The 23,272-nt window shown below is 59.9% G+C and carries 14 protein-coding genes and 2 pseudogenes; 1 reads left to right on the top strand and 15 read right to left on the bottom strand.

Annotated features, from left to right (window positions below; translation table 11 throughout):
* Positions 1 to 260: 260 nt before the first annotated feature.
* From ICA15_RS22545 to ICA15_RS22580, 8 genes and pseudogenes are all read right to left on the bottom strand, one after another.
* Positions 261 to 743 (bottom strand): YncE family protein, encoded by a 483-nt coding sequence (locus ICA15_RS22545; RefSeq protein WP_210554683.1) that lies wholly within the window; start codon positions 741 to 743, stop codon positions 261 to 263.
* 99 nt (positions 744 to 842) lie between these two features.
* Complete coding sequence (locus ICA15_RS22550; RefSeq protein WP_210554684.1) at positions 843 to 4,022, bottom strand: YncE family protein; 3,180 nt, start codon at positions 4,020 to 4,022, stop codon at positions 843 to 845.
* A 155-nt stretch (positions 4,023 to 4,177) separates the two neighbouring features.
* Complete coding sequence (locus ICA15_RS22555) at positions 4,178 to 4,936, bottom strand: PIG-L deacetylase family protein (protein WP_150615747.1); 759 nt, start codon at positions 4,934 to 4,936, stop codon at positions 4,178 to 4,180.
* Positions 4,937 to 5,091: 155 nt separating this feature from the next.
* On the bottom strand, positions 5,092 to 5,778 hold the full coding sequence (locus ICA15_RS22560) for a glycosyltransferase (RefSeq protein WP_210554685.1): 687 nt from the start codon (positions 5,776 to 5,778) through the stop codon (positions 5,092 to 5,094).
* Entirely contained in the window at positions 5,775 to 6,374 is a 600-nt protein-coding gene (locus tag ICA15_RS22565) for an SAM-dependent methyltransferase (RefSeq protein ID WP_210554686.1), read from the bottom strand. Before ICA15_RS22565 ends, ICA15_RS22560 begins: the two co-directional genes overlap by 4 nt.
* The gene (locus ICA15_RS22570; RefSeq protein ID WP_210554687.1) at positions 6,371 to 7,141 is read right to left on the bottom strand and encodes a PIG-L deacetylase family protein; all 771 of its coding nucleotides are present in this window, start codon (positions 7,139 to 7,141) and stop codon (positions 6,371 to 6,373) included. The genes ICA15_RS22565 and ICA15_RS22570 overlap by 4 nt, the downstream gene beginning before the upstream one ends.
* A gap of 20 nt (positions 7,142 to 7,161) precedes the next feature.
* Positions 7,162 to 7,305 (bottom strand): annotated as a pseudogene (locus tag ICA15_RS22575) (EEP domain-containing protein); the annotation flags it as partial.
* A gap of 298 nt (positions 7,306 to 7,603) precedes the next feature.
* The gene (locus tag ICA15_RS22580) at positions 7,604 to 7,978 is read right to left on the bottom strand and encodes a DUF6124 family protein (RefSeq protein ID WP_210554688.1); all 375 of its coding nucleotides are present in this window, start codon (positions 7,976 to 7,978) and stop codon (positions 7,604 to 7,606) included.
* Positions 7,979 to 8,361: 383 nt separating this feature from the next.
* Between ICA15_RS22580 and ICA15_RS22585 the strand changes: the two are divergent.
* Positions 8,362 to 8,585, top strand: a pseudogene (locus ICA15_RS22585) (transposase); the annotation flags it as partial.
* Positions 8,586 to 8,714: 129 nt separating this feature from the next.
* Here ICA15_RS22585 and ICA15_RS22590 read toward each other — a convergent pair.
* The 7 genes from ICA15_RS22590 to treZ all read right to left on the bottom strand — a co-directional run bounded on the left by ICA15_RS22590 (position 8,715) and on the right by treZ (position 23,265).
* On the bottom strand, positions 8,715 to 12,464 hold the full coding sequence (locus tag ICA15_RS22590) for a hypothetical protein (protein ID WP_210554689.1): 3,750 nt from the start codon (positions 12,462 to 12,464) through the stop codon (positions 8,715 to 8,717).
* A gap of 187 nt (positions 12,465 to 12,651) precedes the next feature.
* The gene (locus ICA15_RS22595; protein ID WP_210554690.1) at positions 12,652 to 13,650 is read right to left on the bottom strand and encodes an acyl-CoA dehydrogenase family protein; all 999 of its coding nucleotides are present in this window, start codon (positions 13,648 to 13,650) and stop codon (positions 12,652 to 12,654) included.
* A 1-nt stretch (position 13,651) separates the two neighbouring features.
* Complete coding sequence (gene glgX, locus ICA15_RS22600) at positions 13,652 to 15,811, bottom strand: glycogen debranching protein GlgX (RefSeq protein WP_150615740.1); 2,160 nt, start codon at positions 15,809 to 15,811, stop codon at positions 13,652 to 13,654.
* A gap of 469 nt (positions 15,812 to 16,280) precedes the next feature.
* Positions 16,281 to 16,595 (bottom strand): DUF2934 domain-containing protein, encoded by a 315-nt coding sequence (locus ICA15_RS22605; RefSeq protein WP_210554691.1) that lies wholly within the window; start codon positions 16,593 to 16,595, stop codon positions 16,281 to 16,283.
* Between the two features lie 27 nt (positions 16,596 to 16,622).
* Positions 16,623 to 19,391: a malto-oligosyltrehalose synthase gene (locus ICA15_RS22610; protein ID WP_210554692.1), complete on the bottom strand. Its 2,769-nt coding sequence runs from the start codon at positions 19,389 to 19,391 to the stop codon at positions 16,623 to 16,625.
* Complete coding sequence (gene malQ, locus ICA15_RS22615; RefSeq protein ID WP_150603150.1) at positions 19,388 to 21,466, bottom strand: 4-alpha-glucanotransferase; 2,079 nt, start codon at positions 21,464 to 21,466, stop codon at positions 19,388 to 19,390. The genes ICA15_RS22610 and malQ overlap by 4 nt, the downstream gene beginning before the upstream one ends.
* Complete coding sequence (gene treZ / locus ICA15_RS22620; protein ID WP_210554693.1) at positions 21,463 to 23,265, bottom strand: malto-oligosyltrehalose trehalohydrolase; 1,803 nt, start codon at positions 23,263 to 23,265, stop codon at positions 21,463 to 21,465. Before treZ ends, malQ begins: the two co-directional genes overlap by 4 nt.
* Positions 23,266 to 23,272: the final 7 nt, after the last annotated feature.

Here is a 23,272-nt window from a genome sequence, read left to right on the forward strand (position 1 = left end):
TGTAAGAGTTGGCGAAGGCTGCGATCTTTTGATTTTTTTCTCCCTGTAGACCCGCACTTTTATCGGCCTTCCCGTTTTTCCACAGCGATCGTGCAGCAGTATCGCCGCCGTACAGGGGGACGGTGCGGGCGTCGAGTGACGGAATTCCGGATTGGGTGGCGAAGAGGGGGTGGTCGCAGGGCGGTTTATGTGTGTCGTAGCGGACGTAATCCGCTACGACAGCTCGCTCATTTAAATTTTCAGAATGGGTATTCAAATCCTTATAGCCAAGAAAAATCCCATAAGTTGTCGTCTTGAAAATTGCAGATGTATACGCGCTGGCCGTCCTTGCTAAAGGCTACTGCGGAAGGCTTGCGGCCAGCAGGGATGGGGCGAGCATTCAGTGTTTTGGTATCGAATATCGTGGCTTCGTTATTATTGTCAGGCCCGACACCACACAAATGTTTTCCATCCGGCGTGATTGCTAGCTTTGCTATTTTTAACTTGGTTGGTATGCGGCGTGTAATCTTATTTGTGCGGGTGCTGATTTCGATTAATTCGTTTGTATATGCCCTTGCAACATATAAGAATTCCCAGTCAGGGCTTGCGACCATGTCTGAAGGATTGTGTCCTGTGTCAATGACGTCAATAAGTCGCGTAGTGCTGGTGTCAATTACGCCAACTCCGCCTTGCGCAGTACCTATACTATTTCGGCTTACAACATAAAGTCGACTGCCTTCGGGATTTATAAGGTTTTTACCCAAGTTATACCCCAAGACGATTGTTCGAATAGTCTGGCCGCCGGCAATATCAATTACTTCCAGTTTTCCAGGGGGTGAAGATTGGGTGTCAGCGATTACGCATTAGAATCGGGTGTTGTCAGGGCTTAAAGCCAATGATACAGGGGTGTACTTGCGAGTGTAGGTCCGTTTGAGTGTCAAGTCAGTTGCATCGTACTCGATGATGTTGCCCGCACAAACGTAGATTCGCCTGCCGTCTGGAGAGAGTACTGCACTAGCGACATAGCCCGGGGCCACAGATTTCGTTATTGTCTGTTTCGCTAGATTGATCAGGTTCAGCGATATATTACCATTATAATATGGCTCTCCATAACAGCCTACATGGACGAATGCTCCATCGGGACTGACCGTCATGTACTGTGGATCTTGAATGTGTGTGATTTTCAATTTGTCTGCCACGGTGAACGTCCGAACTGCCGACTCTGCGCCCGAGCCGTACAAGGCCTTGGCTTTGAAACTGTGCGCGCCAACGCTAAGTTCGTTAACGGCCAGTTCCCAGAGGCCGGTTGTCGTGTGAGCGACGGGTCGGCCTTTGGGCGTTATGCCGTCAAACACCTCGATCTGCTGTCCCTTGGCTGCAGTGCCGGAGAGGATCACGGCGGTTTCCTCAGTTGTTCCGTTCGGCGGGATTTCCGCGCCGCTCGGGGAACCTTTGATTGAGTTGATTTCAGGTTTCAAATCCTCCACAGCCTTGACGGTATAAGTGCGAACCGGAAAAATCACCGCCGTACTTTCATCGCTGCTGCCGTCAAAGCTCACCTTGAACTCGATCCGTAATCTGGCCCCATCGGCCAATTCCTTGAGCTTGCCCACCGGGGTATTCGGGAACATCCCGCTTGGCACACCGGTAACCGGAATCTCGGTGCCTTCGTATTCTGTATGGATCGGCGTAGAGTCGCCTTCGACAAAATAGCGCAGCCATATGCGTTGTCTGAGCGCAATGAACGGCCAACCGGCAATGCGCGTCTTTGCTCCGGCCGGCAGTGTCGTCACATCTAGCTCGCTACCGGTGTTGTCATTAATGACCGGCGTCGACAATGGCAGATCGCTCTCGGTGATCTTCTGCACCGTCAGATACAGCGAGTCCGAAATTTTCGGCATGCCATTGCGGGTCACGATGTAGTTCACCGTCACCGTCAGCCCCAGGTTAAAAGCCACCACCGAATTGAGCAGCTCGATCTCTTTGGCCTCCACCACATCCACCACCACCGCAGCGGTGGTGTGACTGCCGTTACCTGGCGTGCCGGTCCATGTCACGCTGATCATGTCGGTGGCCAGCATGCCGGGGTACTGCGGGATGATCGCCGTCAGCGTGTCCTTGGCCGCGATGGGGTTCAGGCTGTCTCCAATAGCTTCCTTGATGTCGGGCGCTTCCAGCTCCAGCGCCACGCCGACATGAAACTCCAGCGCATTGGAATAACTCGTCCCTCCCGCCGCCCGTTTGATGGAGTAAGACGCCGACACCATCCCGCCTTCATTGCCCTTGATCCATTTCGCGTCGATGTTGAACGAAATCGGCCGGCCGGCGGTGAATGAGCTCAAAGTGACCGAGTCGCTGTGCTCGCCGGTTTTTGTACCGAACCAGTGGTAGGTCACTACGTCGCCTATGGCCGTGTCCGTGTATTCCACGGTGAGGGTGGTGCCGTTGGTGTCGGGGGGCAGGACGCCGTCGACGACGCCGTCCACTTTCGGCTCTGGCAACTCCAGGCGCGGCTCGCCGATTTGCAGGATATCGGCGTGGATCGATTCGCGGATGGCGTGGGTCTGGTTGACCCGGTTCATCGTGCCGAGCACCGAGTCGTCGATGAGCACCCGGTAGTACAACTCCAACTGGCCGCCGGTGATCGGGGGCAGGTGCTCCGAGCCACGGATGTTCATAAACAGCGGCTGTTTGGCCGTGACGTCGCCTTGGGTGATTGAGCGCAGCAACAGATCGGGCAGGTAGGGGGTCAGGTCCGGGCGGGTGCCGAGCCAGAACAGCTGGATCGCCTGACCTTCGGCGAAGGAGTCGTCGAACGGAATTTTGATGCGCACCGTTGCCAACTCCGGATCGAGCGCACCCGACACCGCATCCAGCGCAACTGGCGCCGCGAGCCGCTGCAACTCGCCGATGACGCTGATGAACCGGGTCTTGGATCGCAGGTCGGGGGAGCCATCGGCCTTTTTCACCCGGTAGGACATCGCGAGCAGGGACTGGGCCATTTGCCGCAGTAAAGGGTTTGGCACCGTCATTACGTGAACGCTTGGCAAGTTGAACAACGGCTCGCCCGTTATCTCGATATCGATCGGGGCGCCCTCCACCGGAGTGCACCTGAGTCGCAATATGATGATGTCGCCCTCTTTGAATTTGTCGAGGTCAAAGGCCACGATCTGCGCGGTGCCGTTTCTGTTTTCCAGCTTGTCGACGTCCAGCACGTTGTTCACGGTTTCCTCGAGCAACGGCGCCACCAATCGGGTGGCGTCGATGGTGACCACCACGCGTTGCGCAAAGCTCCAGTCCGAGGAGCGGTTGTCCACTAGGTCGTAGACCTCGAAGGCCACCGCCAGACCCGTCTGATCGGAGTCTTCGGCCTTAAGAATGATGTCCTTGCCGACGTGAACGGTGATCGGCTTTTTGCCCTCGGCCTGTTCACGGGTCAGCCGATCACTGAGCACAAAGACGCCACCCCAGGACACCTGGATCTGATCACCGGTTGCCGCGTTCGGATAAGGTGGCAAGCCGTCATCGTTGCCGATGGTGATCGGCACGCCGGCGGCGACGTTGTCCTTGTCAATGCCGCCTTGGATGATGTCCTTCGGGATGCTCATGATCAGCTCCGAATGGCCCGGCCCTTCGGTTTCGTCATGGCCGCCGGGGCGGGTGAGTTTGACCAGAACGTCCATCACCTCCGAAGGCTCGGCGCCTTGGTTGAGGCGGGTGACGGTGTAGGAAATGGTGTGCGTCCCTTCGGTGAGGCGTGCCGAAGGCACGAACATCTGCAGTTCTTTATCGACCTCGTCCTTGTCGATGGTGACTTGCCGGACCTGATCGCCGCCCATAATGATCGTCAGTTTGTCGCCAACCCCCATCAAACTCCACGGCCCGGCCCTACACAACATGCCCTGGCGGGGGAAGTTATCAAGCGCGGCTGCCCGGTTAATCCCCCATACCGTCGGCCTCAGGGACACCGGGCCGGTGCGGCCGGGGATGTCGAGTTCCTTGTGAACCAGGGTGCTGTTGTCGGGCATTTGAGGGGTGGACATGGGCGGGAACTCCGGTCGGGTAGGTGACGGAGTGATTGAACGCGGGTTGGATGAATCGCGCACCTGTCAGATCTGACAGGTGCCGACGAATGGTCATCCGTGCGAAAGTCAAAGATCAAAAGATCGCAGCCTTCGGCAGCTCCTACAGGGGGAGGTCAGACGAAAACAATCTCATACGGCAAACGCATCCGTTCAAGGATCACCGGCGGCAGCATTGGCGCAATACCCAGTGCCGGTTCGCCCTTGAGCTGGCTGGCGTACGCGTGAGTAGCGTGGCTCTTGCGCGCAACGGTCCAGGTGTCGAGGCGCAGTTTGCGGGCGCGCTCCCAGGGTATCAGTGACCGGTCTCGCTCTGGCCAGTGCCATGCCCACACAGGCACGTCGTGGAAAGTCACGCCGGCCAGTTCGGCGGCTTCGGCACTGGCGCGACCGACGGCTTCGTGGTCGTCGTTGCCGTCGCCGCGCCAAGTGCTGAACACCACGTCGCCGGGTCGCAGGTAGCGGCCGATGAATTCGGTCAACTGGCTGTGTTGATCGCTCAGGGCGTTGTCGGTGAAGCCGCCGCGCACCCATTTCAGGCTGTGCATCGGCAAGCCGAGGCGGCGTAGGGCTTCGACGCTTTCCTGCGGGCGAAATACGCTCAGGCGTTTTTCCGACCATTGTCGTGAACCGGGGTGGCTGGCGCTGCCATCGGTGATGGAGAGCAGTTGCAGCGGATGGCCCAGGCTTGAAAGTAATTGCAGCAGGCCGCCGCAGGTGACCACTTCGTCGCCGGGATGCGGCGCGATGATCACCGCGCGCGCGCCAGTGGGCACCAGGCTGCGGGTATTGATGACGGGGATGTTGTCGAGTTGCGCTGCGCTGTTCCAGATTTGCGCCGACGAAGGGCCTTCACTTAGCGATAACGGTTTCATGGGTATGACGTCCTTGTTTGTCTCGCCCTCGATCACGCTCGCCGTCATGAAATCCGACGGGGCCGACCCGTGAAGGCTGGTTGATTGCCTTGCAGCGCTCCGAACCCTGGATTGCCGCGCACAGGAGTATTGCCCATGAACTCACATTCGTCGCGTCACAGATCAATCTGATCCGGTTTTTTTGCTTCCAACTGTGCCAAATGACGCAAGTAGTCACCAAAACCGCCGCGGGCCCGACTGTCCAGGCGAGCGCTGGTGTGAACCTGCGGGCGATGGCTCCAGGCGATGTTGGCGCCGACCAGTTCCAGCTCGCGGACCAGTTGCACATCTTCGTCGCAGGCCAGCGGTTTAAAGCCTCCGGCCCACCGATAGGCGTCTGCGCTGATGCCCAGATTGGCGCCATGGATATGCCGATGACCCTCGCAGGCCCGATAGTTTCGGTGGTAGTGGATCTGCGCCGCTTCATCGAACGACTCATGCCAGCGCTCGACGGTGACCGTGCCGCACACCGCGTCCGCGCCAAGCCCGAGCTGAGCCACCAGCCAGTCATCGGCGACGCGGCTGTCAGCATCCGAGCAGGAGATCCAGCGCGCGCCGCGCTCCAGTAACAGCTGGGCACCGGCGGCACGGGCCTGGCCAACGTTGCGTGCCTCGATGTGCAAACTCAACACTGGATAATTGTTGACGATTTGCGCAGAGCGATCAGTGCAGCTGTCGAGCACCACCAGCACTTCGACTCGTTCACCGGCGAGCAAACCGTGCTGGCTGGCGCGCATGGCGGCACTCAGGCATTCGTCGAGCAGGTCTTCTTCGTTGTGCGCCGGGATCAGAATGCCAATCATCGCAAACCCTCCAACGCCGCCACTGAGCGCGGTTCGCGGCTCCACACCTCGAGAATAAAGTCCGCCTCCTGGTGCAGTGCCACACGCGGCAGCTGCAATTGTTCGTGAATCAGATCGTGAACCTGCCGTGCGTTCAGCGGGCAGCCCTCAATGGGCGGGCGCCAGTGACAGGCCAGTAATTGGCCGTCGGCCGTCAGGGAATCGTTGATTCGACGGATCACTTCTGTCAGATCCTTGCTGTCGAGGTAGTAGCCGATTTCGCTAAATACAATCAGGTCGAATTTTTCCTCCGGCCAGTCGCCGGGCAAGCGACTTTGGCGGACTTCGGCGTGATCAAACTGACCCAATCGGGTTCGCGCCAGTTTTACTGCCGCGCTCGCCGTGTCGCAGCACAACAGTCGGTCACAACGGCCGGCGAGTTCGGCGCTCAGTTCGCCATTGGCGCAGCCCGGTTCGAAAATCGCCCGATAGTGCGGGCGGGGCAACGCCGCGAGGGTAACTGCGCGTTTGCGCTGTTCGTACCAGCGCTGACGGAACGCCCACGGGTCGTCGTTGCCGGCGAACAGGCCTTCGAAATAACGATCCTCGACGCTCATAGAAACACCACTTCGAATGGTTGCAGCAGACGCTCGAGAATATGCGGCGCCAGCACCGGAGCGAGTCCGGCTGGGGGATCACCTTCAAGTTGACTGGCAAAAGCGTGCACCGCGTGGCGTTTGCGTGCGACTTGTTCGGGGGTCAGTAGAATCTTGCGGGCCCGATGCCACGGGACAACCGCGTCTTCGGGGGATGCCCAATGCCACGTCCACACCGGCAGTTCGTGGCAGGTTGCGCCGGCTCTTCGCGCAGCTGCAGCGCTGGCGCGGCCTACGGCTTCGTGATCGCAATGACCATCCTCGCGCCAAGTGGTTAAGACCACGTCGTTGGGGCGCAGATGGCGTTCGATAAATTCACTTAACGCAGATTCCTGAGCGGCCACTTGGGTGTCGGCGAAGCCACCGCGCAGCCACTTTAGTTGATGCATCGGCAGGCCGAGGCGGCGCAAGGCTTCGGCGGACTCCTGCGGACGGATCACGCTCAGTCGTTCGACCGGCCAGCGCTCCGAGCCGGGGTGACTGGCACAGCCGTCGGTGACCGAGATCAGTTGCAACGGCCGCTCGGCGGCGGCGAGCAATTGCAGCATGCCGCCACAGCCCAGCACTTCATCGTCCGGGTGCGGGGCAATGATCACCGCCCGGGCGCCCGCAGGCACAAGCTCGAGAATATTGATGGTGTCCAGTTCCGCCAGATGCCGCGAGTTCTGCCATTGCTGCAGAGACGTGCCATGGCCGACGATCGGGTTGTCTTTCTTCGCGGCGTTCATAGCGTCCAGGCCTCTGCGGATTCGTATTGCGAAGTTTGCTGCCATTCTTTGTAGCGGTTCGAATGCCGCTCGTGTTCACCCACCACTTTATGCAATTCCGGCAGGATGAAACGCCTGCTGAACGCAGTGAAACCCTTATAGATATTGACCGTCAGCCCTCGCATGCGGTGGATGGCGGGGAAGTCGACGAGGTGAGGCTGGGGATCGCTGAACACGGTTACTCCTCTGAATCCTGAGTGCCTGTTCATGCGACTGGTGGGTGGGTGTGGCAGTTCCGTCGGAATGCGCGCACCCACCCGATGGTGGAGCAACCCCATTTGTGGCGAGGGGATTTATCCCCGATGGCTGCGCAGCAGCCCCAAAACCTGCGCGTGAGATATTCCTGATGTATCGAAGTTTCAGGTTTGGGGGGCTGCTGCGCAGCCCATCGGGGATAAATCCCCTCGCCACAGGGGCGGAGTCTTATCGAGGACTGGCGTTCTCGGGCAACTCCAGATTATCCAGCACGCGATTCACCGCCAACTCGCCGAGCATGATCAATTGCGCGATACCTAGCAGCGTCCTGCGTTGCGACGCTGGCAAGAGGCGGGCGAAGTCAGTGGCGATGGTTTTGGCTGAGGCGAGTGTTTCGCAGGCGTCGACCAGCAGTTCCTCGTTTTTGAAGTCTGCGGTAACGGCGTACATCCTGCGGGTTTGGCGTGGCGGTGGGGTGGAGCCGGGTGGGCAGAGATAGTGATCGAGGGCGCGATCGGCGGCTTCGTTGAGTTTTTTGGAATCGAGGGATTCGTAGGGGGAGGTGGGGTCGGTTTCGGGTGGGTTGGGTGTTGGTTTAATCATTGATAAAGCTCCTAGAGTCAACGGAGCCGCCACATTTCGCTGCGATACGAAATAGGTGGCAGCTATACGCGGGTCGCAGACCGGGACTCTAGAACCGGCAGACCCTAAGGTCTCCCACGTACAGCCGCCATAGCAACGACGGGTGTTGTGCGTCCAGAGATCATCGGGCTGCGAGACCCGATCGCTGATGAATCAGCGACCAACCCACAATAGAACCCGCCTCCAAAGCGCACAAGCCGGCGGATTCTGGCGTAGCTGTAGGCAAATGCGCAAGGATTCGTAGCCTGGATCCCGTGTCTGCAAGTGTCTTTTAAACATCATCGTTTAAAAGCTAAAGATCGCAGCCTTCGGCAGCTCATTGAGAGCTCGGCATGGGAGTACACAGTGTTTTGTACAAGGCGATCCGCAAAATCGAAAAGGCCAAGGCCCAGGTGCGCGCCAGGGTTGAGCACACATTTGGGTTAATCAAACGTAAGTTTGGCTATAAAAAGTGCGCTTTCGGGGCCTGGCCAAGAACACCGCGCAGATGGTGACGTTGTTCGCCCTGTCAAACCTGTGGATGACCGGCCGATATTTGTTGGCGAACGCAGGAGAGGTGCGCGTGTAATGCAGGAAGTGGCCGCTGCAAAGGACTTTGCAGCGGCCGAAAGGGTAAAAAAGCGAAGATCATTGAACAAATTTCGACATGCGTCGTTTTTGAAAAGTGTTGACGACTCGAAAGCCGAAATACATCCGGCTATTTCAGAGTATCCAATGTCCATGTGAGTGCCCAGTTGTTAGACCGGGTACCTGTTATAGGATCGATTACGTACCATGAATGGGGGCCTGAGTTCACGGGCCCCCCACTGAATGGTCCATAATTCCCTGACCCTTTGGCATCAAAGGTTATCGATCTTGATGGTGTTTGGTTTGTGTTATACAAGCTCACTGTTCGGCCGGGGGCGCCTGTCATTACTACGCGGATGTAAAGTTTTGACCATGTACCACCACTAGGTATGAAAGTCTCTCCTGGTGCGCCGTAGTGACTTCCGTATATACCGACGATCTTTGGAGGAGTTGAATCGATTACGGTAACAACGCGTGCTGGCATGGATTGGAGATTGTTGGCTGATACATAGAATGCGTGGCTGGCGAACCTCAAGCCGGTGACGGTCGTGGTCCAGATGCCGGAGCTATTAATCGACACCTCACCAATCAAATTGCTGGCACCATTCCACAACTTCCCCTCTTGATTTGGGGTGGCGGTTCCTGTGAGTGTCAAGCGGGTGTCGTAGGTGCTGCCGTTGTTTGGGATATTGACGCCGTTGCTGCCGGCAACCTTGGTGATGACGGGTCTTTGCACTGCAATCACAGTAATGATGCGTGGATCGGAGACGAGGCCGGAGCCGTAGGTTGCCTTGGCGGTGAAGGTGTGGGTGACGGCCGCCAGGCCGGTGACGGCCTTGGTCCAGATGCCAGAGGTATTGACCGACACCTTACCGAGCGAAGTGGCGCCATCGAGGATATCCACCTCGAGATTTGGGGTGGCGCTCCCCGTCAACGTCACGCGGGTGTCGACGGTACTGCCGTTGTGTGGGATATCGGCGCCGTTGCTGCCGGTAACCTTGCTGATGACGGGTTTTTGCTCTGCAATCACGGTAATGGTGCGTGGATCGGAAGTGAGGCCACTACCATAAAGCGCTTTGGCGGTAAAACTGTGCGCAGCCACGCTTAATCCGGTAATGGTCAACTTCCAGATACCTGTTGTCCCATCGGCGATGGGTTGACCTTTGGACGTTGTACCGTCTAACACGTCGACTTTCTGGCCTTTGGCGGCGCTGCCGGTCAAGGTCACGGCTGTTTCCACAGTGGTCCCGCCCGACACGATCTCGATTCCGCTAGGCGAGCCTTTGACCGATGTAATTTGCGGTTTGATGTCCTGGACGGCGTTGACGGTGTAAGTGCGAACCGGAAAAACCACTGCCGTGCTTTCATCGCTGTTGCCCTCAAATCCGACCTTGAACTCGATCCGCAATGACGAGCCGTCCTTGAGCTTTCTCAATTCCGCCACTGGAGCTCGCGGCAGCACCCCTTCTGGTACGCCGTCCGCCGGAATTGTGGTCGCCACATAGGTCTCATGAGTAAAAGTCGAACCATCTTCTTCAGTGCCAAAATACCGCAGCCACAGCGTTTGGCCCTCGGCAATAAACGGCCAGCCCGGCACCCGGGTCCGGGCTTGCTCGTTCAGCGCGTTCACATCGAGCTCGTCACCCGCAGCGCCATCGATTGCCGGAGTTGGCAGTTGGCCGTCCTCGTCCTTGATCGTCTGCACCGCCAGCACCAGCGAGTCCGAAATTTTCGGCATGCCATTGCGGGTCACGGTGTAGGTCACCGTCACCGTCAGACCCAGGTTGAAGGCCAGCACCTTATTATTCAGGACGATTTCTTTCGGCCCCACCGTGCCCACCGCCACCGCAGCGGTGGTGTGACTGCCGTTACCAGGCGTGCCGGTCCAGGTCACGCTGATCATGTCGGTGGCCAACATGCCGGGGTACTGGGGGATGATCGCCGTCAGCGTGTCCTTGGCCGCGATGGGGTTCAGGCTGTCTCCAATAGCTTCCTTGATGTCGGGCGCTGTGAGCTCCAGCGCCACGCCGACATGAAACTCCAGCGCATTGGAATAACTGGTGCCACCTGCCTTGCGAATGATGGAGTAAGACGCCGACACCATCCCGCCTTCATTGCCCTTGATCCATTTCGCGTCGATGTTGAACGAAATCGGTCGGCCGGCGGTGAACGAGCTCAGCGTGACAGAGTCGCTGGCCTCTCCGGTTTTGGAGCCGAACCATTTATAGGTCACTACGTCGCCTTTGGCCGTGTCCCGGTATTCCACGGTGAGGGTGGTGCCGTTGGTATCGGGGGGCAGGACGCCGTCGACGACGCCGTCCACTTTCGGCTCTGGCAGTTCCAGGCGCGGCTCGCCGATTTGCAGGATCTCGGCGTGGACCGATTCGCGGATGGCGTGGGTCTGGTTGACCCGGTTCATCGTGCCGAGCACCGAGTCGTCGATGAGCACCCGGTAGTACAACTCCAGCTGGCCGCCGGTGATCGGGGGCAGGTGCTCCGAACCACGGATGTTCATAAACAGCGGCTGTTTGGCCGTGACGTCGCCTTGGGTGATTGAGCGCAGCAACAGATCGGGCAGGTAGGGGGTCAAGTCCGGACGGGTGCCGAGCCAGTACAGCTGGATCGCCTGACCTTCGGCGAAGGAGTCGTCGAACGGAATTTTGATGCGCACCGTTGCCAACTCCGGATCGAGCGCACCCGACACCGCATCCAGCGCAACTGGCGCCGCGAGCCGCTGCAACTCGCCGATGACGCTGATGAACCGGGTCTTGGATCGCAGGTCGGGGGAGCCATCGGCCTTTTTCACCCGGTAGGACATCGCGAGCAGGGACTGGGCCATTAGCCGTAGTAAAGCGTTTGGCACCGGCATCAGGTGAACGCTTGGCAAGTTGAACAACGGCTCGCCCGTTATCTCGATATCGATCGGGGCGCCCTCCACCGGAGTGCACCTGAGTCGCAATATGATGATGTCGCCCTCTTTGAATGTGTCGAGGTCAAAGGCCACGATCTGCGCATTGCTGTGGGTACCCTTCAGGTCCTTGACATCCAACACGTTGTTCACGGCTTTTTCGTGCAGCGGCGCCACCAATCGGGTTGCGTCGGTGGTGACCACCACGCGTTGCGCAAAGCTCCAGTCCGTGGAGCGGTTGTCCACCAGGTCGTAGACCTCGAAGGCCACCGCCAGACCCGTCTGATCGGAGTCTTCGGCCTTAAGGATGATGTCCTTGTCGATGTGAACGATGATCTCGTCTTTGCCCTCGGCCTGTTCATGGGTCAGCCGATCACTGAGCACAAAGACGCCACCCCAGGACACCTGGATCTGATCACCGGTCGCCGCGTTCGGATAAGGTGGCAAACCGTCATCGTTGCCGATGGTGATCGGCACGCCGGCGGCGACGTTGTCCTTGTCAATGCCGCCTTGGATGATGTCCTTCGGGATGCTCATGATCAGCTCCGAATGGCCCGGCCCTTCGAATTCGTCATGGCCGCCGGGGCGGGTGAGTTTGACCAGAACGTCCATTACCTCCGAAGGCTCGGCGCCTTGGTTGAGGCGGGTGACGGTGTAGGAAATGGTGTGCGTCCCTTCGGTGAGGCGTGCCGAAGGCACGAACATCTGCAGTTCTTTATCGACCTCGTCCTTGTCGATGGTGACTTGCCGGACCTGATCGCCGCCCATGATGATCGTCAGTTTGTCGCCAACCCCCATCAAGCTCCACGGCCCGGCCCGGCACAACAAGCCCTGGCGGGGAAAGTTATCAAGCGCAGCGGCCCGGTTGATCCCCCATACCATCGGCCTCAGGGACACCGGGCCGGTGCGGCCGGGGATGTCGAGTTCCTTGTGAACCAGGGTGCTGTTGTCGGGCTTTTGAGGGGTGGACATGGGCGGGAACTCCGGTCGGGTAGGTGACGGAGTGATTGAACGCGGGTTGGATGAATCGCGCACCTGTCAGATCTGACAGGTGCCGACGAATGGTCATCCGTGCGAAAGTCAAAGATCAAAAGATCAAAAGATCAAAAGATCGCAGCCTTCGGCAGCTCCTACAGGGGTAGGTCAGACGAAAACAATTTCATAGTGTCCAGGCCTCTGCTGATTGTGCGGCAACGATTTGGCCGAGGGCGGCGAGGTCGCGTTCGGCGTGGCTTTGCCGCAGGAAGACCGGCAGGTCGGCGATCAAACGGGCGAAATGCCGATCCTTGCAAAACGGCCCGGCACCCAATGCACGGCCAACCTCGCGCATCACCTGCTCAGCCGACTGTTCGACCACGGCGCGAGCGCGACGGGCGAGGAGTTCGGCGTCGTCTTCAGGGTGCGCGTCGATGTGCAAGGCGCTGAACCGCAGGACGTCGGCGGCGGCTTGCAACGTCGTGTCGACCGCGCCGAGGTGGGCGAGGGCGTGTGGCTCTTGCCGTTGCGCACATTGTTGGCGCAACGCCTCGGCAATCTGCCGTGCCGCGCCATACCAGCAGGCGGCGATGCCGATTCCGCCTTGCCAAAACCCCGGACGTTGCAGGTAATCGCCGGGAATGCCGATGGCCTGAGCTTGCGCGCCGTCGAACAACACTTCGACGCTGCCGGTGGCGCCCATCCCGACAGCATCCCAGCCTTGATCGGTGATGGTCACGCCCGGTTGATCGAGCGCGACCGCAACCAGTTGCTGTTGATCGTCGGCGTCCCACGCGGTGAGCAGCGCATGGCTAAGCACTGCGGCGCCGGAACACCAGGCCTTGCGTCCATGCAAGGTCACCAGGTGCCCGTCGGGCCGCACTTGCACTCGTGCTTGCGGCGGTTCTGCCGCCCACATGCCCCACGTGCTGCCGGGCGTTGGCGAACCGCCCAGTTGCTCGATGATTGCCAGCGCATCGGTGTGGCCTTCGTACAGTTTGCACAGGCCCAGGTCATGTCCGCCGACATCCGCCAGATGCTGCCACCGCTGCAACGTGTGACCGCTGCCCGGTAGCGGCAAGCGGTCTAGCCCGGCTTCGACCATCGCCCGCAGGCAACCACCAAGCGCTACGGTGTCGCTGTAGCCCGGGGGGCGGCGGGCGAGATAGGTTTGCAAGTCCATATCAATCTTCTTCATCACGTTGCAGTTCAAACAGCAGCAGCGAGCGCCCGGTGACCGAGTACTCGTGGCCGAAGTCGAATCGTTCCTGACCACGGATCGACGGCTGATTGGTGTCGATCATGCACGTCCAGAAACTGCCTTCAGGCACTTCCGGCAAGGTGAAATTGACGACGTCGTGATGGGCGTTGACCACCAGCAACAGGGTCGCATCGGCGCCCTTGCGGCGAATGCCGGTTTCCTGCGCGCGGCCATCGAGCAGCATGCCCAGACAACGGTTATTGGCGTCGTGCCAATGCTCGGTGGTCATCTCGGTGGCATCGGGTGCCAGCCAGGTCACGTCCTTGACGCCGATGTCTTCGTTGTATTCGCCGACCAGGAAACGGCCACGACGCAGAATCGGGTAAGCGAGGCGCAACTTGATCAGGCGTTTGACGAATTTCAGCAGGGCTTTGCCGTCCTCGCTCAGGTCCCAATTGACCCAGCCGATTTCGCTGTCCTGGCAATACGCGTTGTTGTTGCCGTCCTGAGTCCGCGCGAACTCGTCGCCGGCGACGATCATCGGTGTGCCTTGGGACAGCAGCAGAGTGGCGAAGAAGTTGCGCATCTGCCGATGACGCAGGGCATTGATCTCGGGATCGTCGGTCGGGCCTTCGACGCCATGGTTCCACGACAGGTTGTTGTTGCTGCCGTCCTGATTGTTCTCGTCGTTGGCCTCGTTGTGCTTGTCGTTGTACGACACCAGATCGTTGAGGGTGAAGCCGTCGTGGGCGGTGATGAAGTTCACCGACGAATATGGCCGCCGTCCACGCTGGTTGAACATCTCGCCGGATGCGGTCATGCGGGCGGCGAAGTCGGCCACCTGGCCGTCGTCACCTTTCCAGAACGCACGCACGGTATCGCGGAACTTGTCGTTCCACTCGACCCAGCCCGGCGGGAAGTTACCGACCTGGTAACCACCGGGGCCGCAGTCCCACGGTTCGGCAATCATTTTCACCTGACGCAGCACCGGGTCCTGACGGCAGGCGACAAGGAAGCTGTGACGCTCGTCGAAACCGTCGTGATAGCGACCGAGAATGGTCGCCAGGTCGAAGCGGAAACCGTCGACATGCATTTCACTGGCCCAGTAACGCAGCGAGTCGGTGACCATTTGCAGGACGCATGGGTGACTCAGATCCAGCGTGTTGCCGGTGCCGGAATCGTTGATGTAATAGCGTTTGTCATCAGGCATCAGGCGGTAGTACGACGCGTTGTCGATACCGCGCATCGACAGCGTCGGACCTTGCTCGTTGCCCTCGGCGGTGTGGTTGTAGACCACGTCGAGGATGACTTCGAGATTGGCTTCGTGCAGGTGCGCGACCATCTCCTTGAACTCGGCGATCTTGCCGCTGGCCAGATAACGCGGGTCCGGGGCGAAGAACGCGATGCTGTTGTAACCCCAGTAATTGGTCATGCCCTTGTGCAGCAGATGCTGGTCATTGACGAAAGCGTGGATCGGCAGCAGTTCCACCGACGAAACCCCGACGCTGCGAATGTGCTTGAGCACATCGTCATTCATCAGCCCGGCGAAGGTGCCACGCACGTTTTCCGGCACCGATGGATGCCGCATGCTGATGCCGCGCACATGGGTCTCATAGATGATGGTTTTGTCCCACGGCACGCTGACGCGCTGGTCGTTGCCCCAGGTGTGGGCAGGGTCGATGACCTTGCACTTGGGTACGAACGGGGCGCTGTCGCGTTCGTCGAAACTGAGGTCAGCGTCGGGGTGGCCGATGGTGTAGCCGAACAGTGCTTCCGACCATTTCAGTTCGCCGACCAGTTGTTTGGCGTAAGGGTCGATCAGCAGTTTGTTGTGGTTGAAGCGGTGGCCGTTGGCCGGATCGTACGCGCCATAAACGCGGTAGCCGTAGATCAGCCCCGGGTGCGCGTCGGGCAGGTAGCCGTGGTAGATCTCGTCGGTGTATTCGGGGAGTTCGATGCGTTCGAGTTCGACCTCGCCTGCGTCATCGAAGATGCACAGTTCGACCTTGGTGGCGTTGGCGGAGAACAGGGCAAAGTTCACCCCCAGGCCATCCCAGGTCGCGCCGAGCGGGAAGGGCAGGCCTTCACGGATTCTCGATGGCTCGGCGTGTGTGGCGGGCTCGGCTTTATTTGGACGGGTCATGATTGCTCCTGCAAAACGGTGAATTCTGGGGTGAAACAAAACCTTGTTGAGATACTTTGGCGGCTGCCTGTGGTGAAGAGTTCCGTCTGATTAAAGCGCCCTGCAGCTGCAACCCTGTGGCGAGGGGATTTATCCCCGTTGGGTTGCGCAGCAGCCCCAAATAGCAGCGTCGCGGTGTATCAGACCTACCGCGTGTACTGGTATTGCGACTGCAATCCCTGTGGCGAGGGGATTTATCCCCGTTGGGTTGCGAAGCAGCCCCAAATAGCGCAATCGCGATGTTTCAGACCTACCGCGTGTACTGGTATTGCGACTGCTGCGCAGCCGAACGGGGATAAATCCCCTCGCCACAAAAGTCCATTTCACAAAGTCCATTCCACAACGGTTATGGGGGTTCTTGAGGGCGAGCGCGCCCTCGGTGGCGAGTAAACCCGCCACACGGTCGATCAGTTCAATACTCGGGAGAGCTTCAGTTCGCCGGGGGCTTGCGTGCTGCTCGCGGTTTTTTCTCGGCGGCTTTTTCGCCCGGCGGGATCACCGACGCGGCGCTCGCCGGTTTGGCTTTGGCCGGGGCTTTTGGTTTGGCGGCTGGTGCTTTCGCTTCAGTAGTCTTGCCGGCAGCTTTGCTGCCCGCAGCCTTCGGCGACTTCTTCGGCGCCAGTGCTTCGGCCTCGGCCAGTTTGCGCGCCATCTCCCAATGGCGTTCTTCCTGGCCTTGCGGTTGACCTTCAGATTCCCAGATCTGATAGGCGAATTCGCGAATGCGTTTATCGTCGGTACTCATCGCAATACTCCTGAACTGAACTCACGCTTAGGTTAAGTGTTGGATATAGAGATTGACCGGGACATCCCCCAGCGCGTCGCTGACTTTCAACTCCCTGTTTTTTGTGACTGCGCGGGTTGCGAAAAGTCCCTTCAAGTTTGTTTCGGAGGCGGCGAACGGTAAAACCACTCGCGTATCGCCCCAGCGCAGCGCATCGACCTGCGGTACAGCACTGTTTTCCAGCAAGCTGGCGCTGCGAATCGGCACGATCACGATGGCGCGCTGCCCCTCATGTTCACGGGCAAACGCGAGCACGTTGTGCGCCTGGCTGCCCAGCACCTCCAGGGCCTGATACGAGCCGCGGCGGAACAATTCGGCATGCTCGACGCGCAGGTTCAGCACCTGAGCAATCAAGGCCTGCTTGATGCGCCCGTCACGCCAATCGTGCAGCAAATCCCCGACTGGCAACTGTGCGTCCAGTGCCTGCTCGCGAGCGGCGTAATCCACCGGCCGGCGGTTGTCCGGATCGACCAGGCTGAAGTCCCAAAACTCGTTGCCCTGATACAAATCCGGCACACCCGGCACAGTCATGCGCAGCAAAGTCTGCGCCAAGCCATTGAGCGCGCCAGCAGCAGCGATGCTGTTGACGGTCTTGTGCAGGGCCGCGCGCAGCAGTTCGCCTTCTTCGCCGGTGAGCAGTTTTTCGGTGAACGACTGCGCGGCGTTTTCATAGGCTTCGTTGGGAGCGCTCCAACTGCTTTGCAGCTTGGCTTCGCGCAGCGCTTTTTGCTGCCACTGCCAGATGCGTTTGGCGTAGTCGGCAAATCCGGCCTGATCGCCATCGTGCAGATCCAGCGGCCAACTGCCGAGCAGGGCTTGATAGAGAATCAGCTCATCGCCGGTCGACGGCATTTGATCGTCACTGCGCACCGGGCGGGCGAGGGCGCGCCACAGTTCGATCTGCTCGGCGTACCAGTGGCTGCGCTCGCTGAGAACAGCGAGGCGCGCGCGGGTGTCTTCGCCGCGTTTGTGATCGTGGGTGGCGGTGGCCAGCAGGTTGTCGGGGAACTGCTCCAGACGCTGCTGATTGATCTCGTGGAAATCGCTGACCGGTGCGCTGAACTGTTCGGTGTTGTAGCCGACGTCATTGCGCGACAACAGCACGGCCGAACGATACAGCGCCGTGTCTTCCACGGCTTTGGCGGCTGCCGGTGAAGTCAGTTGCTGGAAGCGTACGCAAGCGTGTTTGAGGATCTTGCGTGAACGCCCGCGCGGTTTCTGGCGCCACGGCGTGCCACCGAGCCAGGCTGCGACGCAATCGAGCACCGGCCAGTCGCCTTCGCCGAGAGCCTGCCGCGCACCGTCCATGGCCTGCTGGAAAAACACCTCATCCTGCGCCGAGCGGCCCATCGCGCTGATGTAGGTGCGATACACCGGGAAGTGCACGATCAACGCCTGCAAGACCCGGCGGATCGAGCCGAGGGTCAGGTCGCGGGTCATCAAGTCATCGCGGGCCACTTGCAGTAACGCCTGCGCGACACTTTCGCAATCGCTGGCCAGCGAGCCGTTGAGGATCTGCTGACGCGCCAGTTGCGCCTCTTCGATGAACGCGGCAGGACGTTCAGTGCGGCGTTGCCACAAGTCGCCGAGCACGTGTTCACCGTCGGGATCGTGTTGCAGCAGCGACAGTTGATTCATGAACTCGTAACCGGTGGTGCCATCCACCGACCAGTCGCGTCGCGGGGTTTCGCCGGCACCGAGGATCTTCTCGATGTAGATCGGCAAATGACGCCCCGGCGCGAGCAGATCGACACGGCGGCGCAGTTTGCGGCAATAACCACGTGGATCGGCGAGGCCGTCGATATGGTCGATACGCAGGCCATCCACCAAACCTTCGGCGATCAACTGGAAGATTTTGCCGTGAGTCGCTTCGAAGACTGCCGGACGTTCGACGCGCAAACCGCCCAGTTCGTTGATGTCGAAAAAGCGCCGCCAGTTGATGTCATCCGCCGCCGTGCGCCAACTGGCCAGGCGATAACTCTGGCGTTCGAGCAACTGATGCAGCTTTTGGAAACCCTCTTCGGTGGTGGAGTCGTAATGCGCCAGATTGCTGTGGATGGCTTCGAGAATTTGCGGCTCGCTCGCCAGTTGCTGCAGCTCTTCTTTCAGAGGAATGGCCAGCGAATGGGCATCGGTCTGATAGCTCAACGCACTAAAACGATCGGCCAGGGATTTCAGCGCTTCTTCGGATTTGAGCAGCTCGCCGTAATCGTTTGGGCAGATCGGGAAGTGGTGATCATAGTGCTCGACATAAAAGCCGCCGGTTTGCGCATTGAACTGCAGCTTGAGCGTGCCTTCCTGCAACGCGGCGCCGTAATCGCTGCCCAGAAACGGCAGCAGCAACTGGCCTTCCATCAACGGATCCGGCGAGTGCCACTGAATGTCGAAGAACTCACCGTAAGGGCTCAGACGCCCCCACTCCAGCAGGTCCAGCCACCACGGATTGTCGTTGCCGCCGACCGCCATGTGGTTGGACACGATGTCGAGGATCAGCCCCATGCCGTGTTCACGCAGGGTACTGACCAAATGCCTGAGCGCAGGCTCGCCACCCAGCTCCGGATTGACCTGCGTCGGGTCGACTACGTCATAGCCGTGCATCGAACCGGCCCGCGCCTTGAGCAGAGGCGATGCGTAGATGTGACTGATGCCGAGGCGGGCGAAATACGGCACCAGCGGTACCGCTTGTTCCAGGGTAAAACCTTTGTGAAATTGCAGTCGCAGGGTGGCGCGCAGCGGTTGGATAAGCGATTGATTCATTGGTCACGCTCGGCAGCCTGAAGGCGTGCGCACGCCAAGAGTTCCAGACGCCGCGCGGCATCCACACCATCAAGCAGTGCTTCGCTGTTGCCGGGCAGTCGCCGCGACCAGTTCGGGTGCGTGTCAGTCGTGCCCGGCAGGTTTGCTTGCTCGTCGATGCCCAACGCATCTTCCAGCGGCAGCAACACCAACGGTGCGCGGGTATGGCCGAGGTAACGCACAGCGGCGTCGACGATTTGATCGGCTTCGTGGGACTCTTCGCGAAAATTCTGCGGGTCCTGACTCAAGGCACTGCGCAAGCCTTCGCGCTCACGCTGGCGGTAGCGGCGCCATTCGATTTCGCCGTTGCCGTCGACAAAACCGAGTCGGGAGTTCCAGTCGATATCGCGGCCATGCCACCAGCCGTTGAGCGTCGGCAGGTCGTGAGTGCTGGTGGTCGCCAGTGCGTTGTCCGGCCAGTCGAGAATCGGTTTGAAATGGGTGTTGTTCTGTTCGAACAACAGTACGCGCATGCCGAGTATGGAGCGGGCGATGAGTTTTTCCTGCAGGCCGTCGGGCACGGTGCCGAGGTCTTCACCGAGGACGATCGCTTGATGGCGATGGGACTCAAGGGTGAGCAAACGCAGCAAATCATCCACCGGGTAATACAGGTACGCACCGTCGGCCGGCGCCGATCCATTGGGAATCACCCACAACCGCTGGAGGCCCATCACATGGTCGATGCGCAGGCCGCCGGCATGGGCGAAGTTGGCACGGAGCATTTCGATGAATGCACGAAAGCCATTGCGAATCAGGCCTTCGGGAGAAAATGCAGAAATCCCCCAGCCCTGACCGGAACGATTGAGGATGTCCGGTGGTGCGCCAACGGTCAGCGAGGCGAGCAGTTCATCCTGAAAACTCCAGGCCTGACTGCCACCGCCATCGGCACCGACTGCCAGGTCGGCGATCAGGCCAATGCCCATGCCCGCACTGCGTGCAGCGGTTTGCGCGCGTTCCAGGCAGCGGTGGATCAGCCATTGGCAAAAGGCGAAGTAGCCGATGCGCTCGGCGTACTCCTCGGCGAATGCACCGAGGGCGGCGCCACGGGGATCGCGCCAGTGCTCGGGCCATTCGCGCCAGTCGAGGCTTTCGCCACGTGCGGCGCGCATTTCCTGAATGGCTTCGAAGCGGCAGTGGTTTTCCAGCGCTGCGCCACCTGCGTGGCGAAAACTGGCGAAGTCGGGGTGCAACGGATGGTCGCCAGCGATAAAGCCTTGATACAAGGCTTGCAGGAGTTTTTGTTTGGCGTCGGCGGCGGTCGGCCAATCGACCAGTTTCAGGTCTTCCAGTTGCGCGAACTGTTGCGCCAAACCTGCGCTGTCGATGGCATCACGCAAGGCGCGTTCGCCGAGAATCGCGCCGGGTGCGGCATACAACGAGTTGAGAAACAAACGACTGGACGGCGAATAAGGGCTGTAGCGCCCGGTGTCGGCGCTGAACATCGCGTGCAGCGGGCTGATCGCCAGCGCATCGGCGCCACGCTCGCCAGCGACCCGGGCCAGTTCTTCCAGCGCCTGAGTGTCGCCGAAACCGCCATCACCCGGCCGGCGCAAGCCATACAACTGCACGCTCAGGCCCCACGCGCGAGGTATCGGATTGTCGACCGCATCGCCGACGCTGAAGCAGCGTTCCGGGGCCACGGCCAGGGTGAAAAATTGATCGTCGATGTGCACTTGCTGATAGCCGACTGGAATGACGCCTGGCAGCATGGCCTCGGAATCGAGTTTCAGGTTCATGCGCGAACCGTCTTCGAGGTGGATCTCGCACGGCGTTTCGGGTTTGAAATAGCGCGCCAGATCAACGCTGACGCCCACGTCACTGGTTAGCAGCGGCGGGAGGTGGCGGTCTTGCTGGACTTTTTGCAATTCAAGCAGGCTGGCGTCGATTTCCAGCGCCGTGCTGGCGGGGTGGCCGAGGCCGATCAGAACATTGCGCAGCACCGCCGGGGCGACTTTTTGTGGCCGCCCGTTGGCGTCAATCCAGTCGACGGCAAGGCCGGCTCGGCTGGCAAGAATTTCCAGTTGCGCATCGCTCATAGGCGCTCTCCATTCAGAGGTTGCAAGGGGTTTGCGGCCGTGAGGCTGACGAGCGCGCAATACGGGGGCAGCAGGCCTTCATTCGACGGTTCGACGGCGGGCGGCTTTTGAAACAGCCACACCGCGCCGGTCCGTGGAGGGTTGACCACTGGTGTATCGCTGAGGTTCAGGTCGATTCGCAGCTCACTGCCATCGCCCAGCCGCCAGCGCGCACTGACTGCCGCATAACCGAGCATTTGCGCGCCGAGGGCTTGAGTGCCGCTGAGGTGCGGGATGATGTGTTGATGGCGCAACTGCAACAGCTGACGATAGAGCTCGTGCATTTCCTGTTGCTCGGGCGTGCCTTGACCCTCCAGCCGCGGCTGCGAGGCGCGGAAGGTTTCTGCGGCATTAGGGTCGGGAATCTGCTCGCGTTTATGCGGATCGGCGAAGGCGCTGAACGCGGCGAATTCATTGCGACGACCTTCGCGTACCAGCTCGGCCAGTTCGCCATGATGGCTGGTGAAAAACAGGAACGGCTGTTCGGCGGCGAACTCGTCGCCCATGAACATCAGCGGAATCATCGGCGATAGCAGCAGCAACACGGTAGCGGCCTGCAAGGCTCGTGGATCGGCCAGTTGATGCAGGCGTTCGCCAAAGGCGCGGTTGCCGATCTGGTCATGGTTCTGCAAGAACAGCACGAAAGCGGTGGACGGCAGATGTTCACTCGGTTCGCCCCGAGGTTCGCCATGGCGGGTGATGTGGCCCTGAAACACGAAGCCCTGGCTCAGGCAGCGCACCAGTTGCTCGGTCGGTTGCAGCGCGTAATCGGCGTAATACGCATCGGTTTCGCCGGTCAGCAGCACGTGCAGAGCGTTGTGCCCGTCATCGTTCCACTGCGCGTCGTACTCCTCTTCGAGCAGGCTCGACTGGTTGAGCTCGTTTTCCACGGTCAGCCAGACATGCCGGGGCGCGTCGATCTGCTGGCGGATGCGTCGCGCCAGTTCGCGCAAAAATTGCGGATCTTCAATGGCGTGCACCGCGTCCAGGCGTAAACCGTCGAAGCGGTATTCGAGCAGCCACATCAAAGCGTTTTCAATGAAAAAATCGCGGATTTCCAGGCGACGAAAATCGATCCCGGCGCCCCACGGCGTGTGCTTGTCCTCGCGGAAAAAGCCTTTGGCGTAGCGGTGCAGATAATTGCCATCGGGGCCGAAGTGGTTGTAGACCACGTCGAGAATCACCGCCAGACCATGGCTGTGGGCGGTATCGATCAGGTGCTTGAGTTGTTCGGGCGTGCCATAGGACGCTTGCGGTGCGTAGTGCAAGACGCCGTCGTAGCCCCAATTACGGTCGCCGGGAAACTGCGCAATCGGCATCAGTTCGATGGCGGTGATACCCAGTTCGGCAAGTCGCGCCAGGTGCGTTTCAACCGCAGCAAAGCCGCCGAGCGCGCCGACGTGCAGTTCGTAAATCACTGCCTCGTTCCACGGGCGACCTTGCCAGGTAGTGTTTTGCCACTGATAGGCGAGTGGGTCGACCACCACGCTGTGGCGGTTTATGTCGCCATCCTGGGCTCGGGAGGCCGGGTCGGGCACCTCCAGCTCTCCATCGATGTTGTAGCGGTAGCGAGTGCCCGCGGGACAGCGGGTCTTGATCACGAACCAGCCGTCTGCCTGAGGCAACATCGGCAGCGACTCTCCATTGTCCAGTTCAACGCTGACGTAAAACGCGTCAGGTGCCCACAGCGCAAATTGTGTGTGTTCGGCGTCCAGCTTGATCGCGCCGTGGGGCCAGTTCTCTTGGGTCCGTAACGGCATCGTTAAA

Source organism: Pseudomonas sp. P116 (genome assembly GCF_020149425.1).
GTDB lineage: Bacteria > Pseudomonadota > Gammaproteobacteria > Pseudomonadales > Pseudomonadaceae > Aquipseudomonas > Aquipseudomonas anatoliensis.

What these genes read in the sequence shown, in the direction of transcription:
- ICA15_RS22550 (WP_210554684.1), bottom strand. Translation starts at nt 4,022, where the DNA reads ATGTCCACCCCTCAAATGCCCGACAACAGCACCCTGGTTCACAAGGAA.
- ICA15_RS22555 (WP_150615747.1), bottom strand. Translation starts at nt 4,936, where the DNA reads ATGAAACCGTTATCGCTAAGTGAAGGCCCTTCGTCGGCGCAAATCTGG.
- ICA15_RS22560 (WP_210554685.1), bottom strand. Translation starts at nt 5,778, where the DNA reads ATGATTGGCATTCTGATCCCGGCGCACAACGAAGAAGACCTGCTCGAC.
- ICA15_RS22565 (WP_210554686.1), bottom strand. Translation starts at nt 6,374, where the DNA reads ATGAGCGTCGAGGATCGTTATTTCGAAGGCCTGTTCGCCGGCAACGAC.
- ICA15_RS22570 (WP_210554687.1), bottom strand. Translation starts at nt 7,141, where the DNA reads ATGAACGCCGCGAAGAAAGACAACCCGATCGTCGGCCATGGCACGTCT.
- ICA15_RS22580 (WP_210554688.1), bottom strand. Translation starts at nt 7,978, where the DNA reads ATGATTAAACCAACACCCAACCCACCCGAAACCGACCCCACCTCCCCC.
- ICA15_RS22590 (WP_210554689.1), bottom strand. Translation starts at nt 12,464, where the DNA reads ATGTCCACCCCTCAAAAGCCCGACAACAGCACCCTGGTTCACAAGGAA.
- ICA15_RS22595 (WP_210554690.1), bottom strand. Translation starts at nt 13,650, where the DNA reads ATGGACTTGCAAACCTATCTCGCCCGCCGCCCCCCGGGCTACAGCGAC.
- glgX (WP_150615740.1), bottom strand. Translation starts at nt 15,811, where the DNA reads ATGACCCGTCCAAATAAAGCCGAGCCCGCCACACACGCCGAGCCATCG.
- ICA15_RS22605 (WP_210554691.1), bottom strand. Translation starts at nt 16,595, where the DNA reads ATGAGTACCGACGATAAACGCATTCGCGAATTCGCCTATCAGATCTGG.
- ICA15_RS22610 (WP_210554692.1), bottom strand. Translation starts at nt 19,391, where the DNA reads ATGAATCAATCGCTTATCCAACCGCTGCGCGCCACCCTGCGACTGCAA.
- malQ (WP_150603150.1), bottom strand. Translation starts at nt 21,466, where the DNA reads ATGAGCGATGCGCAACTGGAAATTCTTGCCAGCCGAGCCGGCCTTGCC.
- treZ (WP_210554693.1), bottom strand. Translation starts at nt 23,265, where the DNA reads ATGCCGTTACGGACCCAAGAGAACTGGCCCCACGGCGCGATCAAGCTG.